14 protein-coding genes are annotated in these 12,757 nt (G+C 57.8%); 1 reads left to right on the forward strand and 13 read right to left on the reverse strand.

Features of this window, described 5'->3' with window-relative positions:
* Positions 1 to 12: 12 nt before the first annotated feature.
* From FX984_RS24690 to FX984_RS24745, 13 genes are all read right to left on the reverse strand, one after another.
* Positions 13 to 1,377 (reverse strand): S49 family peptidase, encoded by a 1,365-nt coding sequence (locus FX984_RS24690; protein WP_154905381.1) that lies wholly within the window; start codon positions 1,375 to 1,377, stop codon positions 13 to 15.
* Between the two features lie 2 nt (positions 1,378 to 1,379).
* Positions 1,380 to 2,990 (reverse strand): phage portal protein, encoded by a 1,611-nt coding sequence (locus FX984_RS24695; protein WP_154905382.1) that lies wholly within the window; start codon positions 2,988 to 2,990, stop codon positions 1,380 to 1,382.
* Positions 2,987 to 3,208 carry a DUF6148 family protein gene (locus tag FX984_RS24700; protein ID WP_065899722.1) on the reverse strand — a complete coding sequence of 74 codons (222 nt, stop codon included), beginning with the start codon at positions 3,206 to 3,208 and terminating at the stop codon, positions 2,987 to 2,989. The genes FX984_RS24695 and FX984_RS24700 overlap by 4 nt, the downstream gene beginning before the upstream one ends.
* 3 nt (positions 3,209 to 3,211) lie before the next feature.
* Positions 3,212 to 5,455, reverse strand: coding sequence for a phage terminase large subunit family protein (locus tag FX984_RS24705; RefSeq protein WP_190329707.1), 2,244 nt, complete (start codon positions 5,453 to 5,455; stop codon positions 3,212 to 3,214).
* Positions 5,361 to 5,858, reverse strand: a complete 498-nt coding sequence (locus FX984_RS32545; RefSeq protein ID WP_190329708.1) for a hypothetical protein — start codon at positions 5,856 to 5,858, stop codon at positions 5,361 to 5,363. Before FX984_RS32545 ends, FX984_RS24705 begins: the two co-directional genes overlap by 95 nt.
* A gap of 209 nt (positions 5,859 to 6,067) precedes the next feature.
* Positions 6,068 to 6,799, reverse strand: a complete 732-nt coding sequence (locus FX984_RS24710) for a hypothetical protein (RefSeq protein ID WP_145337684.1) — start codon at positions 6,797 to 6,799, stop codon at positions 6,068 to 6,070.
* Positions 6,800 to 6,818: 19 nt separating this feature from the next.
* Positions 6,819 to 7,163, reverse strand: coding sequence for a phage holin family protein (locus tag FX984_RS24715; RefSeq protein ID WP_154905384.1), 345 nt, complete (start codon positions 7,161 to 7,163; stop codon positions 6,819 to 6,821).
* Positions 7,164 to 7,221: 58 nt separating this feature from the next.
* Positions 7,222 to 7,521, reverse strand: a complete 300-nt coding sequence (locus FX984_RS24720) for a hypothetical protein (protein WP_154905385.1) — start codon at positions 7,519 to 7,521, stop codon at positions 7,222 to 7,224.
* A 553-nt stretch (positions 7,522 to 8,074) separates the two neighbouring features.
* Positions 8,075 to 8,440, reverse strand: a complete 366-nt coding sequence (locus tag FX984_RS24725; RefSeq protein WP_115485957.1) for a PA0613 family protein — start codon at positions 8,438 to 8,440, stop codon at positions 8,075 to 8,077.
* The gene (locus tag FX984_RS24730) at positions 8,433 to 10,652 is read right to left on the reverse strand and encodes a VapE domain-containing protein (RefSeq protein WP_115485956.1); all 2,220 of its coding nucleotides are present in this window, start codon (positions 10,650 to 10,652) and stop codon (positions 8,433 to 8,435) included. Before FX984_RS24730 ends, FX984_RS24725 begins: the two co-directional genes overlap by 8 nt.
* Positions 10,645 to 10,899: a TraR/DksA family transcriptional regulator gene (locus tag FX984_RS24735; RefSeq protein WP_347338719.1), complete on the reverse strand. Its 255-nt coding sequence runs from the start codon at positions 10,897 to 10,899 to the stop codon at positions 10,645 to 10,647. The genes FX984_RS24730 and FX984_RS24735 overlap by 8 nt, the downstream gene beginning before the upstream one ends.
* Positions 10,853 to 11,380 (reverse strand): phage regulatory CII family protein, encoded by a 528-nt coding sequence (locus tag FX984_RS24740; RefSeq protein ID WP_190329709.1) that lies wholly within the window; start codon positions 11,378 to 11,380, stop codon positions 10,853 to 10,855. Before FX984_RS24740 ends, FX984_RS24735 begins: the two co-directional genes overlap by 47 nt.
* A gap of 326 nt (positions 11,381 to 11,706) precedes the next feature.
* Positions 11,707 to 11,931, reverse strand: coding sequence for a helix-turn-helix transcriptional regulator (locus FX984_RS24745; RefSeq protein WP_154905387.1), 225 nt, complete (start codon positions 11,929 to 11,931; stop codon positions 11,707 to 11,709).
* 105 nt (positions 11,932 to 12,036) lie between these two features.
* On the opposite strand from FX984_RS24745, the gene FX984_RS24750 reads away from it, so the two are divergent.
* Complete coding sequence (locus tag FX984_RS24750) at positions 12,037 to 12,702, forward strand: XRE family transcriptional regulator (protein WP_154905388.1); 666 nt, start codon at positions 12,037 to 12,039, stop codon at positions 12,700 to 12,702.
* Positions 12,703 to 12,757: the final 55 nt, after the last annotated feature.

A 12,757-nucleotide genomic window follows, 5' to 3' on the forward strand; every position in this document is an offset into this window, starting at 1 on the left:
ATTACCCGGTGTTTACTTTTTCAAGACCTTGACCAGGCCCCGCTCGGTGGCCTTGCGGTAGCCGTGATAGGCCTCGAAGGTGCCAAACTCGGCGCGCAGCTCCTTGTCGCCGTCCCAGGTAGCCTTGGCGCGTTCCTCCAGCGGCGCCTCGGGATCCTCCTTCACCGCCTCAGGGACTGCCGGTGGCGTCAGCACGTTGGGCACTGGCGCAGGCGCCTGGGTGCGAATGTCGACCAGAGCACCGGCGCGTTTGGTTTTTTCGGCGCCGATAACCTGCGCCGCCGCTTCGGCACCGCTGGTTTTGCCGTCGAACTTGAGCGAGGCGATCAACTCTTCGTGCCCGGGCAGCGCGGCGGCTTCCACCGCCTGGATGCGTTCGCACTCGGCGCGGGCGCCGGCAGCTGCACCAGCGGCATGCGCGTCATGTTCCAGGCTGGCCAGCAGCTCGGCATGATTCGCGGCCAGGTATTCGCGGTTGATAACGGGTTTGTCTGCAGTCGGCGCGGGGGCGTTACTGTTGGTGGTGGTGGACATAGGTTTTTCTCCAGAAGAACTGCTGTTGAACTCGGCGATGAGTTGTTCAAGGGTGGATTCACGGTCAGCCATGCCCAATGCCACGGCATCGGAGCCAATCCGCATATCGCCCTGGCCGAAGTCGGCCAAAACGGTTTCAACACTGAGGGCACGGTAATTGGCGACGTCCTCGACAAAGATGTCAGTCAGCCGGTCGACATGGGCCTGAGCGACAGCACGTCCTGATTCAGTGCTGAAGTCAGGGCGTTTTTTCGGGCTCTGGCTGCTGACGATCTCAAAACTGCCGTCGTCGTCGCTTTTACGCACCGTCAGCACCGTGCCGATGGAGCCCACGGCGCCGGTGCGGCTCATGACGATTTCATGGGCTGCTGCAGCTATCCAGTAGCCAGCGCTAGCCGCGTTACCGGACACATACGCAACCACCCGTTTGGGCGAGGCGCGGATCATCTGGCCGAATTCAGCGATGCCACTGGCAATACCACCGGGGGTATCCATCACCAGGATGATGGTGTCGGTGCGCGGATCGTCGACGGCGGTGGTGAACTCCTTCGCCAGCACATCCAGCGACGTCGCACCGGACAGCGCCGTAAACAAGTTGGCGTAGCGGAACACCGGGCCGGTGACGGGCAGCAATGCCACATTGCCGCGTTGGGTCACTGCGCGGCTGTTCTGCAGGGGTTTACCCTGCCTGGCCTCCAAGGCTTCCGGGCCTTCATGTTCCCGGCGGGCGATGGCGGTGATGGTCTGCAGCATGTCCGGGGTGATGGCCCAGGGCTCGCGTGATACCAGGTCGAACGCCGTCACCCGGTGCACGGGAGGTGCATCGGTTGGGTTGTCGCTCATAGTTAGGTCCGTTCAGGAAGATCAGGATTGGCCGCAGGCTCATCCTCGGGGCGAGCCGTTGGTGACACGGATAGGCCGTCATCACGCCTACGCTTCACTTCAAGCGCACGCTGTTCGTGGTTCTCTTCCCAATCGCTGCCGTCGTAAAGCATGGATTCCTTGGCGAGCGTGCTTACGCCAATATCGATGCGCTTTTCGGCGGCATTGATGTCTTTGAGCGGATCAACGGTGCCAGGACCATCACCCACCCATAGCGACCCGCTGTACGCATAGCGCAGCAACGGGTGGTCGAAAAACCCGGGAGCCTCAATGTCTCCCTGCGCCACGGCCTCTTCAAGCCAATGCTCGTACACGGGCTGGCAGAAATGTTGGCCCAGGAAATCACGGCAACCGCGAACGAACTGCCAAGCCTCCATCACCGCAGCACGCGCGGCGGTGTAACTGGCGGTAAAGTGCTTGATCAGCACCTCATACGGCAGCTCCAGGGCCATGCCGATCTGCCGGAGCATGGCGAGCACGAACGGATCGAAAGCCATGTTCGGTCGACCGGGTGATGCGGTATCGATCGACGCACCGTCGTCCAGCTCGGCGACAATGCCGCCACTGAGTGAGCCGTCCCAACCGCCCTGGTCCCGGCCGGCGGGTTTATCGCCACCCACCGGGGTGTTGCCGGTAACGGCCGATGCCAGAGGGCTGAGATTGCCGCCCTGCCCGGGCTTGATGAACACGGCGAAGAACGCAGACACCACCGCCGCTTCCAGCTCGGCATCGGTGTAGCGATCCAACTGTTTGAGCTTCTCGATCACCGGCGCCAGGTACGGCACACCGCGTGGCTGGCCCACCCGACGCCGCCGGTACACATGCAGCAGCACCCGACCGCCACGCTCGTTGAAGAACGGGCGGTCATCCCAGACGCGCTCTTTAACGCCCAGCGCCCCCGGGTGGCTGCGCAAAATGTGAGCCTTGATCGGTGCACCATCGGCGTCACGCTCGATGCCGGCCGTGAGGGCTTCCGTGTCGGCCTTGTTGCTAGGGTTACAAACCCGGTCGGCCTCAATCAGCTGGATGCACGCCGAGTAATGCTGGCCGGGTTGTTCTTTGTGCGTGAGCAACGTGAAGACGTCACCGCTGCTCAGCACAGACCGCCAGGTCAGATCCTGCAGGCCGTAGAAATTCTGCTCGCGGGTGATGTCACAGCAGGTGGTTTCCGCCCAGGATTTGAACAGCGATTCCGTTTTGCGCTGCCACTCCCTGGCATGGTCTTCGTCCCAGCCCAAAATCGAGCGATTGACCACGGACTTGAGCGCCAGGCCGGTGCCGACCGTCTTCGTCGTCACCGTATTGATCGCACCGCCGCCGATGGGGTTGTTGCGTTCTAGGTCTCGGCAGCGTTCGCGAAGCGTGGGCAAGTCGGGCAGCAGATCTGCCGCCGCACTGCCTGCCGTCGGGGTCCAAGCGCTCAGCGAACGCTTGGCCTTCGACGCGCCGCTGTAACCGCCCAAGGCAGTCATGGTCAACCGGGCGTGCATGCGCTTGGCGCCGCGCTCGGGGCTGAGCCAGGTGATGGCCTTATCCAGCAGCGTCGGCTCTGGCACTTTCGGTGCGCGGCTCATCGCGGCGTAATCCCACGCAGCACGATCCCCCGGGGACGGCCACTTTCCAGGCGATCAACTTGCTGTTGCCAGTAGTCGATCGTCTTGGTGATTTCGGCAAGGTCGGCGTATTCCAATTGCCGGGTGCCGATGCGGTAGCTCTGCTTTTGGCTGACCTTCATGCTCGCATCGAGCCAGGCTTGCAGCTGGCCCTGCGCTTGTTCCAGGGTGATAGCCATGAATTAATTCCTGCGTTGGGAGAGCACGCGCATTGCACTACGGCGCCCAGAAACAACTCTCCCGCCAGAGGGCGGGAGATTGGGTGGTTCGACGGGTGGTGTCGGTTCCGGACCGGTCCCGTCCGTTTCGGGATCGGGTTCTGCCTCGGATTGATCCGGCTCGGGTGGGTCAAACAACGCACCCTGACGGATCTGTGCATCGAGCCCAGCCCAGTCTTGCTCCCGCATTAAATGCGTTTTCAGAGAGCGGGCCGCGTGCAACGCGTACGTCTCGCAGTCGGTACCTTCGTTGGGTTGGCCGGCCTTTTTCTGCCAGACCTTGCGGTAGTGGTGTCGCCGGCTGGGCGCCTTCACTTCGGCGGTGATCTGCCGGAAATAATCCGGTCGCACCGTTTTGTAAAAGTGCATCCGACCTGGGCCATCACCGGTCAACGGCAGACGGCCCTCAATCCACAGATCCTTGGCCCGCGACGTGCCGACAATGTAAGGGCGTAGGCCGTACTTCGAAGCCTTTTGCTCTTTGTCCGTATCGACACCCTGCCGAGGGGCGCTGAAGATCTCCCGACGCTCATCGTCGCGTGTGTTGCCGCGCTCGCTCGCGCCCTTGATCGCCATCACGCCGTTGCGCTGATGTTTACGGCAAAACGCATACGCCGCGTCCTGGGTGATGGTGCCGTCCGAGGTATCCAGCGAAGTAGCCAGCACTCTCAGCTTGGCGCCGCAGGCGTGTGAAATCGGCGCAAACAGCAACTTTTCCAGATCAAGCCAGACGCCCTGGTCGGGCAGTACCACCTCGCCGTAAATCTCGCCCCAGTAGATCAGCCAGGATTCCTCGCCTCGGCCCCAGGCCCGCATCACCACCGCCAGGCGATCGTGCTGCACGTCGACGCCGGCGGTGATCACCAGGCCCCCCATGGGCACAAACATCTCCGGGTAGTCCTCTGCCCGCTCAGCCAGTTTATCGGCCTCAGGCAGGTCGGATTTGTACTCGTAGGCACGGCCCTGTTTCTGGTTGACGAACTTGATCAGCAACGACAGGTTGCCAATCGACGCCTGGTGTTCGGCGTTGAGTTTCTCCCGCACGATGTCGGCCAGGCTGGTACCGGGCAGACACGCATACAATTCGTTCAGCTCAATGAAACCGGCACGACCAGCAAAGGGTTTAGTCGGTACCCAGCCGCAATAGGGGTCGCCGGCGGCGATGGCGTTGTACACCGTATTGCGAATGTTCTCTTTGCGCTGGTAGTCGTCCCAGCAACTGCCACAGTGCGGGCAGGCGTAATAGGCTGTATCCGGAAGCGCTCGACCGTAGATTTCATGGGGCTGATCAAGTATTTGAGCAAGCTTTACGGCCCCTTTCCCCAGGCGCTTTAAATCCTTGACCAGATCGGCATTATCTCTAAGCCAATCATCATCACGTTTATCTAATGCGTCGAAATGGGACTGTTCGTCCTGCTCAAACCATTTGATGTGCTCGAAATCCAAGACGTGAGATTTGCCACAATCCTGGCAAATAACCGGCAGCACCCGGCAGTCAGTCTGGGCCAGACGCGCCTCGGTCTTGCTCGCGCCCTTGATCGCCGGCGTACCGCCCACCAGCATCTTGGAGCCGGGGTAGCGTTTGCCGCGCTCCTCCAGCAGGGCGATCGCATCACCCTGCCCCTTTACGTCATCGCTGGTATCGTCCGGTTCTTCCACCACCGATAAGCCCACCGACGAAGTGGACTTAACGTTGCCGGGTGAGTTCGACGCTACCAGTTTGAGGAACCCGCCCGGGAAGGTCTTATGGTCCCAACGGTTCCCCGAGGTGCGGCTCACATCGACCGGCATCAATTTGGCCACCTCAGTGTTCGCCGTCACGCCGAACTTGAGCTTTTCATCGTGGAAGTTTTTGCCGTCTTTTTCCTTGGCAAACAGGATCATGATCGGGCGCGGCAGGTGATGGATGAACTTGAACAGGTAGCCGATCAAGAACCACGTCCAGCCGATCTGCGCCGCCTTCATCAGGTCGACCTCGCTCACCCGGGGATCATCCAGGGCAGCGGCAACGCCGAGGAAGTAAGGCGTGTAGTGGAAATCGTACAGGCCGTGCAGCACGCCGCTTTCAGCGGGCAGGTAAAACTCGGTGCTCAGGTAGTGCGCGGTCGGGATGTCACGCGGCGGGTTGAATTCCCCCGCCGCTGCCAACAAGCTTCGCGCCAAGTTTTCGCGCGTAGCCTGCAATTCGCTCGGTTGTAGGTCCAGCAATTTTGGCCACCACTGATCGATCAACCGTGACTTTTTGCACGCTCTCGATTTCCTGAATGATGCGTTCAAGGCCGCCCAGGTATTCCCGGTTTGCGAAACTGGCCCAGTCGATAAGCACCCGATCAGCCTCGCCAGCCGGAATCAATGAACGCAGTTTTTCGTGATACAGCAGGCGACCGTTAGCGGCCTTGACTCGGCCTTCATCGATCCGCACAGCGTTAAGTTCTTCCAACTGGCTGCCTCCGCGCCCAGCGGCTTTTGCGCGCAAGTCGCGGATGTAAGCAATCCGGATTTCATCTAGGCAGGCTGTCTGCCAATCGCTTATGCCGATTCCCTTCAGCACGTCGCGGGCGTTTCGCTCGCTCATGTCCAGGTGATCAGCAATTTCACGCTGTGTAGACATGCTCATCTCCAAGGTCAGGACTAGGAAGCGGAACCCCCTATGTCGGGTTGAATCTGCAAAAAAGTCGGGGTTCGAATTACCCCGATGGCCCCGCTGCCTGGAAGGACCCATTGATTTTGGGTCGCAAGTCGACCTGTCAAGCCAAAACCCCGACAAATCATTGAAAAATCGCCATTTTTTGAGGAGAAATGCACGAAGCCGACAAGAGGTCAGCCTCGCTCCATCTCCCGTGCCAGGGCGCGCCGGAACAGCGGCTCGAACTCGGCCTCGGCGACGCGATTGGCTACCCCGTAGAAGTCAAAGCGCCGCCGATACGTCGGGCGCTTGACGAAGATCAGGATGGGCCGTGCCCCGTTGCCGATCCGCTGCCAGATACCCAAAGGGCCGGTGCCGTTGCCAGGTCGACCCACGAAATAGTCCGGTGCGTTGCGGTTACGGCGCCGGCTGCGCTGAGTGCGGTTGGCCATGAAGCCCGACACCCGCTCAGCTGCTCCGAGTGCGGACAATATCTGCACGATCTGGCCGCGACTGATGTTGCCGTTGCCATCCATCCTGGCACGCCGACCAGGGACGGCGTACATGTCCGCTGGCATCAAACCGTAGTGGATCAGCGCTTTCTCAAATCGCTTGTGTGGTCGGTTGCCACCGTCAATGTGCACCGGCAAGTACTTGGACGCGGGCACACCTGAGCTGGCTTCGTCCTTGATCCACACACGGGCAAACAGGCGGCTGGTCGTGGCACTGCGCTTGAAGACCGAGTTGAGCGTCCAGCGCGTGGGCCGATCAAACACCCGCTCCAGCTCGGCCTTCTCTGCCGCCTGTACGCGTTCAGCGGTGAAGGTCAACGCTTTGGCAGCGGCTATCGGCACCTTCGACTTGCTGAGCCCACGCATCTCCCTGACGATCTTGTCGATGTTGTCACGCATCTCAAGTCGCATCATGGTCATTGCCCCTGGATGCTTATGGTCCAGCTTCACCGTTGGCCTGTGCTTCACGCAGACCAAGGCGCTTGACCGCCCAGCGCTCATAAAGTCCGATCGCTACGTCGGCGCCTGCCATGGCGGTCAGGCATCCAAGCGCACCGGACGTCCAGATCGACATGCCCGCCGCATACAGCAGCATGATCGCCGACACTCCGCACACCACGCAGGCGCCGGACCGAAGGGCCAATCGGCGGATCAATGCCCAGCCACGCGTCCCTTCCTTGTCCGCTCTCCACATCTCGCCCGACACACCGCCCACCAGGGCCAGGACGATCACTAACCAGATCGGCATTTCTGCCAGCGCTTGCTGTTCGTTCGTCATTGGCCTACTCCGTAAACGAAAAAGCCCTGCGCTAGGCAGGGCTCAAAAACGTTGTTGTCTAGTGGATGGGTAGTTCACTGCTGCGCAAACTCAACCTCCTACTTCTGTCGAGATAGTTATATCCCGCATTGGTGACACGCTGGATACGTATATCCGGTGCTTCCCCTTCAACATTGATACAGCCCAAATCTACAAGCAGCTCAATATGGCCATCCACTACAACACCGGCCCAATGGACACACTCGGCACTGGAGAATTTGCCGCGAATATCCTTGGCCGATAAATCGAGCTTCCAGTCATCGGAGTTCTTGATGCATACCTCTAAAATCTTGATCAACAGCTTCTGATCTCGCTCCATTTTCAGCTCCAATGGGAAAAATTATCTATGCGAGATCGTACGCCTGACGAGAAATAAAAAACCCGGCTCAAATGGCCGGGTTTGCTAGGTGTGAACTGCTTCAATCTTTGGGTCGCACCTATCGAAGATGACTACTTTTTACAGGTGGATTCCGATGGCAGCAAGCAGATTTTAATGCCACAGATCAATATGGGGGCAACGTGGGTGTAACACAGGTACAACGCAGGGATAACGCATTAATTCGGCTATCGCTTTTGGTTCTGTGTCCCATACGTCCCATAGACTTTGAACTCTTTGGGACAGCTGAGAATGCCTAAATCAAAGGCGTGTCCCATAGTCCCATTGCTTTTATCCTTTTCTCGCATATAGAGAGAAAATAATAAAACGCGTGCGCGAAGCACACGCGAGTACGAACGCGCTACGCACACATGCGAGGAAAGTAGTGATTTGTATGGGGCTATGGGACAACCCGCTAACCGCGTGGCCTGCAGCTGTCCACTAGAGCTAAAAACCCTTGGGACCGAACGGGACAATGGGACAGAGCAAATCGAAGTCATGCCGCCTTTCCCAGTAAAAAACCGGCAATGCACAGGTGGGCCTCATGCAAACGTTGATAATAGGTGTCACGGCTACACCCACAGTGAAGGTACTTCTGAGAAAGGAGGCTTTCATAGTTGCAGTAGTGCTCAACCACCACTAACGCCAGCTCTGGTGACAAGTGCTTGTTAACGATCAGCTCAATATCAGCTGACTCATCCAGCAGCACCCGACTGCCTCGAGTTCCACGTATCAACTCGCCCTTGCACGCCATCAATACTGCGATTATGTTGCCGCCGGTCGAGCCTCCGTCGTTACAAGTAGAAAGTTGATGCAACTCCTGCGCCCAGATCTTGAGCATTTCATCAATTCGCTTAATCATCGAAGCAAGGCTCCTCATCCACAACTTGCAATAAGGCCGACGTGCTCCCCCACCCGTCCGGCCTTTTGTAAGCCCATGGCCGACGCCCGCTTTTCCGCAGCGCCGGCAAGCGCACACGCAGCCAACCCAACCGCTGCATAATCGCACCCACACGAATTTGATCCGGCTTGTTCCAGTGCCCGAAATCCAGCTTTAGCGCTTGGGTTAAAATCTCGGCTCCCGTGGCCGTCTCGCCAATCTGTGACTCCTCCAGCCAGGTCAGAATCGGCCCCTCCCATTCATCCACCACAAAGCGCTCTTCCTGCTCCTCCGCAAACAACGGGGCTTCCTCCCGAACAACCCACCAGATGTCACCGGCCTCGTAACAAAACATGGCCTCGGCCCACAGCTGGTCGCGGATCTGACGCAGCAGGTCTAGATCAACTTTGGTACAAGCGACCGGCCAGTAACGCCGGTTACCTGTAGCGTCCTTGAGGTACTCACTCTGGTTGGTGGTTCCCGCGAAAACACACTGGCGTGGCACGTCCACAGATCTGCGTCCGTAGCTCTCGCGATAAGTATCATTTGAGGCTGAGAAGAATTGCTTAGCCTTGGTGGACTCGGCCTTATTGAAACTATCCAACTCTCCGAGCTCTACGATCCACTTACCTCGTATGGTCTGAAAGGCGTCTTTATCACCCAACGCAAATGGCGTATCCATGAACCATTGCCCCCCAAGAATACCTAGCGCCGTCGACTTACCAGCGCCTTGGGCACCTTCGAGGATGATCACAGAGTCAGCCTTACAGCCCGGAGACATGACCCGTCCCACCGCCGAAATCAGCCAGCGCCTACCAACCTTAGAGCTGTAGTTGGTTGGCGCAACACCCATCACGTCAGTTAACCAACTGTCGAGCCGGGGCACGCGGTCCCATTCAAGCTTTCCCAAGTAATCACGTACGGGGTGAAAAGCGTGATCGTGTGCAACCACACTCACTGCTTCCATAACATGAGACATCTTGACCCTAAAGTTGTACTGCTGGGCGAGCCACTTCATTACTCGCACGTCATCAATATCTGCCCACTCGCCAACACCGCCGCCGTACGGAGCGGCACGCAACTTGATGATCTTCGAACTAAACATGCAGAAACCGATGACCCCGGCCCAGCGCTCATCATTGCCAAGGATCAGTTCCACATTTTGCATGTGCGCAATCAATGCCCCGCTCTCACTGCGAGCCAACCTGTCCTTCCAGCCGCCTGCCGCAGGCGGTTTTACGACGGCGAGTACCTGGCGGCGCACGGCCTCAAGACCTTCCGCGACATGGAGATCGTTGAAGTCGGTCCACTTGACCTCACGTTCGCCGGAAAAAATCGGCGCTACCACCTGCCCGCCGACAACTAAAGCCGCGTTGTTGGCTTTTTCCTCTCCAGGATTCCAGGGTGTGCCGTTTGGACGTTTAGTTTTCCAATCGTCATCGCGACAGATAATCAAAGGACACCCAGGAAAGCGTGCACGCATAGACTTAGCTACTGAGAGCAAATTGCCCGCGTCAAAAGCTATCGCCACTGCCTGCGAGGTTGCCATGTGCAGGCTGGCGCCAGTGGCATACCCCTCGCAGATTAACAGCGGCTCTCCCGGCTCGGGATGCCCACCGATTAAGTGAAAGGCTCCCGTCTTAGACATGCCCGCAGGCCAATACATCTTGTCGCGCCCGGTGTCTTCCTGCTTGCTAGGGAAAATAACTTGAAGCCCAACAATGTCATCCTGGACATTGCACATCGGGACCAACACCGCACCAGTACGCGGCGCATAACGAACTCTGAAACCAACAATGTGCTTTCGATCCAGGTAGGCGCTTTTACCCTTTTCAGGCATACGTTTGAACAAACCCGATGCACGATTAGCTGCACGCCGAGCCGCGTTAGCCGCAACCTCCGCAGCACGGCGCTTGGCGTCCTCTTGCCGCGCACGCATGACCTCCCGCTCTTCGGCGGACAGACGCCCCGCCTTGACCTTGATTTTCTGAGTTTCACCTGAACGCCAATCCCCAAAACTCCCAAAAATGAGTGTTTCACCCTTTTCGGTGAGGTACTCATGCGCCACATACCAACCATTCTTTTCCTTACCTTTGTCCTGGGAAGTCTTGCAGCGAGTGAGTTTGCCGAAAGTCAGTGGTTGCTCTGGCTCCAGGCCGTAATCAGCAAATTGTCCGAGAACCTCATCAAGCATTGTGCGCCCTCCTCAGCTCATCGTAATTCTGGCAACTGACGCATTGCGTGCAGCCTTCCAGGGCAATTCGTCGAGCTAATGGAATCGGGGCATCACACGTTTCGCAGTACAGGAAAGAATGGCAGACCATTTCCGCCTTCAGCGCATCTCTAGTCGCCAGTGCGCGCTCCATTCGTTCCTCGACCAGGTCGTTGGCCAGATCAGCAAGATTTGCCATCGCTCTGCCCTCGCGTTGCCTGGTTGACATAACTGGCTCGATTGAAAAGGCCCAATAGCCCGCGAATACCACGGAACACCTGCAGGTGGATCTCAGCTAATTCGCTGTCGCTGACAACGCCGTCGCCGATGCTCCTTGCCCACGTGTCAGCCAGATCCGCTACCTGTCTAAAGTAAGTAGCGAGGCCAGTAGTCAGCGTTTCTGGCATGTCGTTGGTATAGGCCTCAGCCAGTTCCTGCCAAATGGTGTCGCCGACAAGGCCATGTACCGCATCAAGGATGCGCCGGTCTTTCGTCAGTTCGAGGATCTCGCTGAACTCGTGAATGTTTACAGAATGGCTGGGGTGGGTTGGGGAAAGTTTGTGCTGGAGGGTGGTGGGATTACGGCCGGTGGTGGCGGCGATGGCTGCGGCGCCACCGGGGTAATCGCGAGCAGCGTGATAAAGCGCCAAGTCGAGGGGCAGGACTTCCCGCCGTGCTCGATCAAGGGAATTCAAAGCAATTCGGCTCATGGCATTAATCCTTGCAAGTTGCCAGTGCCGCGCAGCATGTAGTGGTGATACATTTGCCGCGTGGCTTGAAAGGGCCCAAACGCCGGTCAGATCCGCAAGATCAAAACCGGCACCGTGCCGAGGCGAACGATCCGTCGCTCACCTCTGGCGCAACAGCTGCCTGATCTGTGGTGGAGGAGGCAGCAACCCAAGGTATCCGTACCTTGGCAGCGCGGTAAAAGGAGGCGGTTTAGCATGTGGTGTGCACGCCTACTTTTATCGCGCCCCGACAGCACTGTGGTGGTGTGTGCCGGGAGGAACTGGGCGGCCTTTAGGTCGCCTTTTTTCTAAGCCACTTTAGATAAATCTAAATCTGGAGGAAAAACATCATCCAGATCACACACCACACCCATTTTATTGAGTGCGTTGGTGATCGCACGGCACTCACTTAAGCCAGGAAGGCGTGTCTCAGACTCGTAATTGCTCAGACGGCTCTGAGACCACCCCAAAGCCTCAGCCAATGCTGTTTGCTTGATCCCTTTACCGCTTCGTAGGGTGGAAATTCTGTTCATTGACCATTCCCCGCGTTGAACTGCGAGAGACATTAACAACGGTACGTTATTTTTGCAATACGTTAAGTTTTAAATCCTCTTAACGATTCGTGATATTTTTACTATATGGAAACTTTAGGTCAGCGCCTTGCGCGCTATAGAAACGAAGCTCAATACACCCAGAAAAGCTTAGCCGCCGCGTGCGACTGGCAAAATGGCCAGGGGCGAATCGCCAACTATGAAAAGGATAAACGTGAGCCCAGCCTCGCCGATTTACGCACGCTTTCAGAAGCTCTAAATAAGCCTTTGATGCACATCATCGAAGGTGAAGATGGCTCGGCCGTAGGTGTTTCTCCAAGGATCGATGAGTACGCACTGATCCCGCAGTACACCGCCCACGGGTCTGCAGGCAGCGGTCACTTAAACGACCACATAGAAGTTAAAGGCGGCTTGGTCTTCAGGCGCGACTGGCTCCAACGCATGGCCTTAAAAGAGCGCAACCTCCATGTGATCTACGCAAAAGGCCACAGCATGGAGCCGACCATATGCGACGAGGACGTGGTTCTCATCGATGACGTCCAAATAACGCCTAGAGACCGGCGTATCTATGCAATGTTAAAGCCCGACGGCGAACTGATCATTAAGCGATTAGTGCAAAGCCTGACTGGTGGCTGGATCATACGCAGTGACAACGAGGATAAGAGGCAGTATCCCGACCAACCCGCCACCGACAGCGAGATAGGTCACTTGAGGATAATCGGACGTATCGTTTGGCATGGTGGCGCCTTGTAGCATTGGTAGCCATTCCCCAGCACCTTCAAATCAGTTAGGTATCACCTACCCACCT

Origin of the sequence: Pseudomonas marginalis, from assembly GCF_008692035.1 — a bacterium.
GTDB classification, from domain to species: Bacteria; Pseudomonadota; Gammaproteobacteria; order Pseudomonadales; family Pseudomonadaceae; genus Aquipseudomonas; species Aquipseudomonas marginalis.

Coding starts and splice junctions, on each gene's coding strand:
- FX984_RS24690 (WP_154905381.1), bottom strand. CDS start 1,377: ATGAGCGACAACCCAACCGATGCACCTCCCGTGCACCGGGTGACGGCG.
- FX984_RS24695 (WP_154905382.1), bottom strand. CDS start 2,990: ATGAGCCGCGCACCGAAAGTGCCAGAGCCGACGCTGCTGGATAAGGCC.
- FX984_RS24700 (WP_065899722.1), bottom strand. CDS start 3,208: ATGGCTATCACCCTGGAACAAGCGCAGGGCCAGCTGCAAGCCTGGCTC.
- FX984_RS32545 (WP_190329708.1), bottom strand. CDS start 5,858: ATGTCTACACAGCGTGAAATTGCTGATCACCTGGACATGAGCGAGCGA.
- FX984_RS24710 (WP_145337684.1), bottom strand. CDS start 6,799: ATGATGCGACTTGAGATGCGTGACAACATCGACAAGATCGTCAGGGAG.
- FX984_RS24715 (WP_154905384.1), bottom strand. CDS start 7,163: ATGACGAACGAACAGCAAGCGCTGGCAGAAATGCCGATCTGGTTAGTG.
- FX984_RS24720 (WP_154905385.1), bottom strand. CDS start 7,521: ATGGAGCGAGATCAGAAGCTGTTGATCAAGATTTTAGAGGTATGCATC.
- FX984_RS24725 (WP_115485957.1), bottom strand. CDS start 8,440: ATGATTAAGCGAATTGATGAAATGCTCAAGATCTGGGCGCAGGAGTTG.
- FX984_RS24730 (WP_115485956.1), bottom strand. CDS start 10,652: ATGCTTGATGAGGTTCTCGGACAATTTGCTGATTACGGCCTGGAGCCA.
- FX984_RS24735 (WP_347338719.1), bottom strand. CDS start 10,899: ATGTCAACCAGGCAACGCGAGGGCAGAGCGATGGCAAATCTTGCTGAT.
- FX984_RS24740 (WP_190329709.1), bottom strand. CDS start 11,380: ATGAGCCGAATTGCTTTGAATTCCCTTGATCGAGCACGGCGGGAAGTC.
- FX984_RS24745 (WP_154905387.1), bottom strand. CDS start 11,931: ATGAACAGAATTTCCACCCTACGAAGCGGTAAAGGGATCAAGCAAACA.
- FX984_RS24750 (WP_154905388.1), top strand. CDS start 12,037: ATGGAAACTTTAGGTCAGCGCCTTGCGCGCTATAGAAACGAAGCTCAA.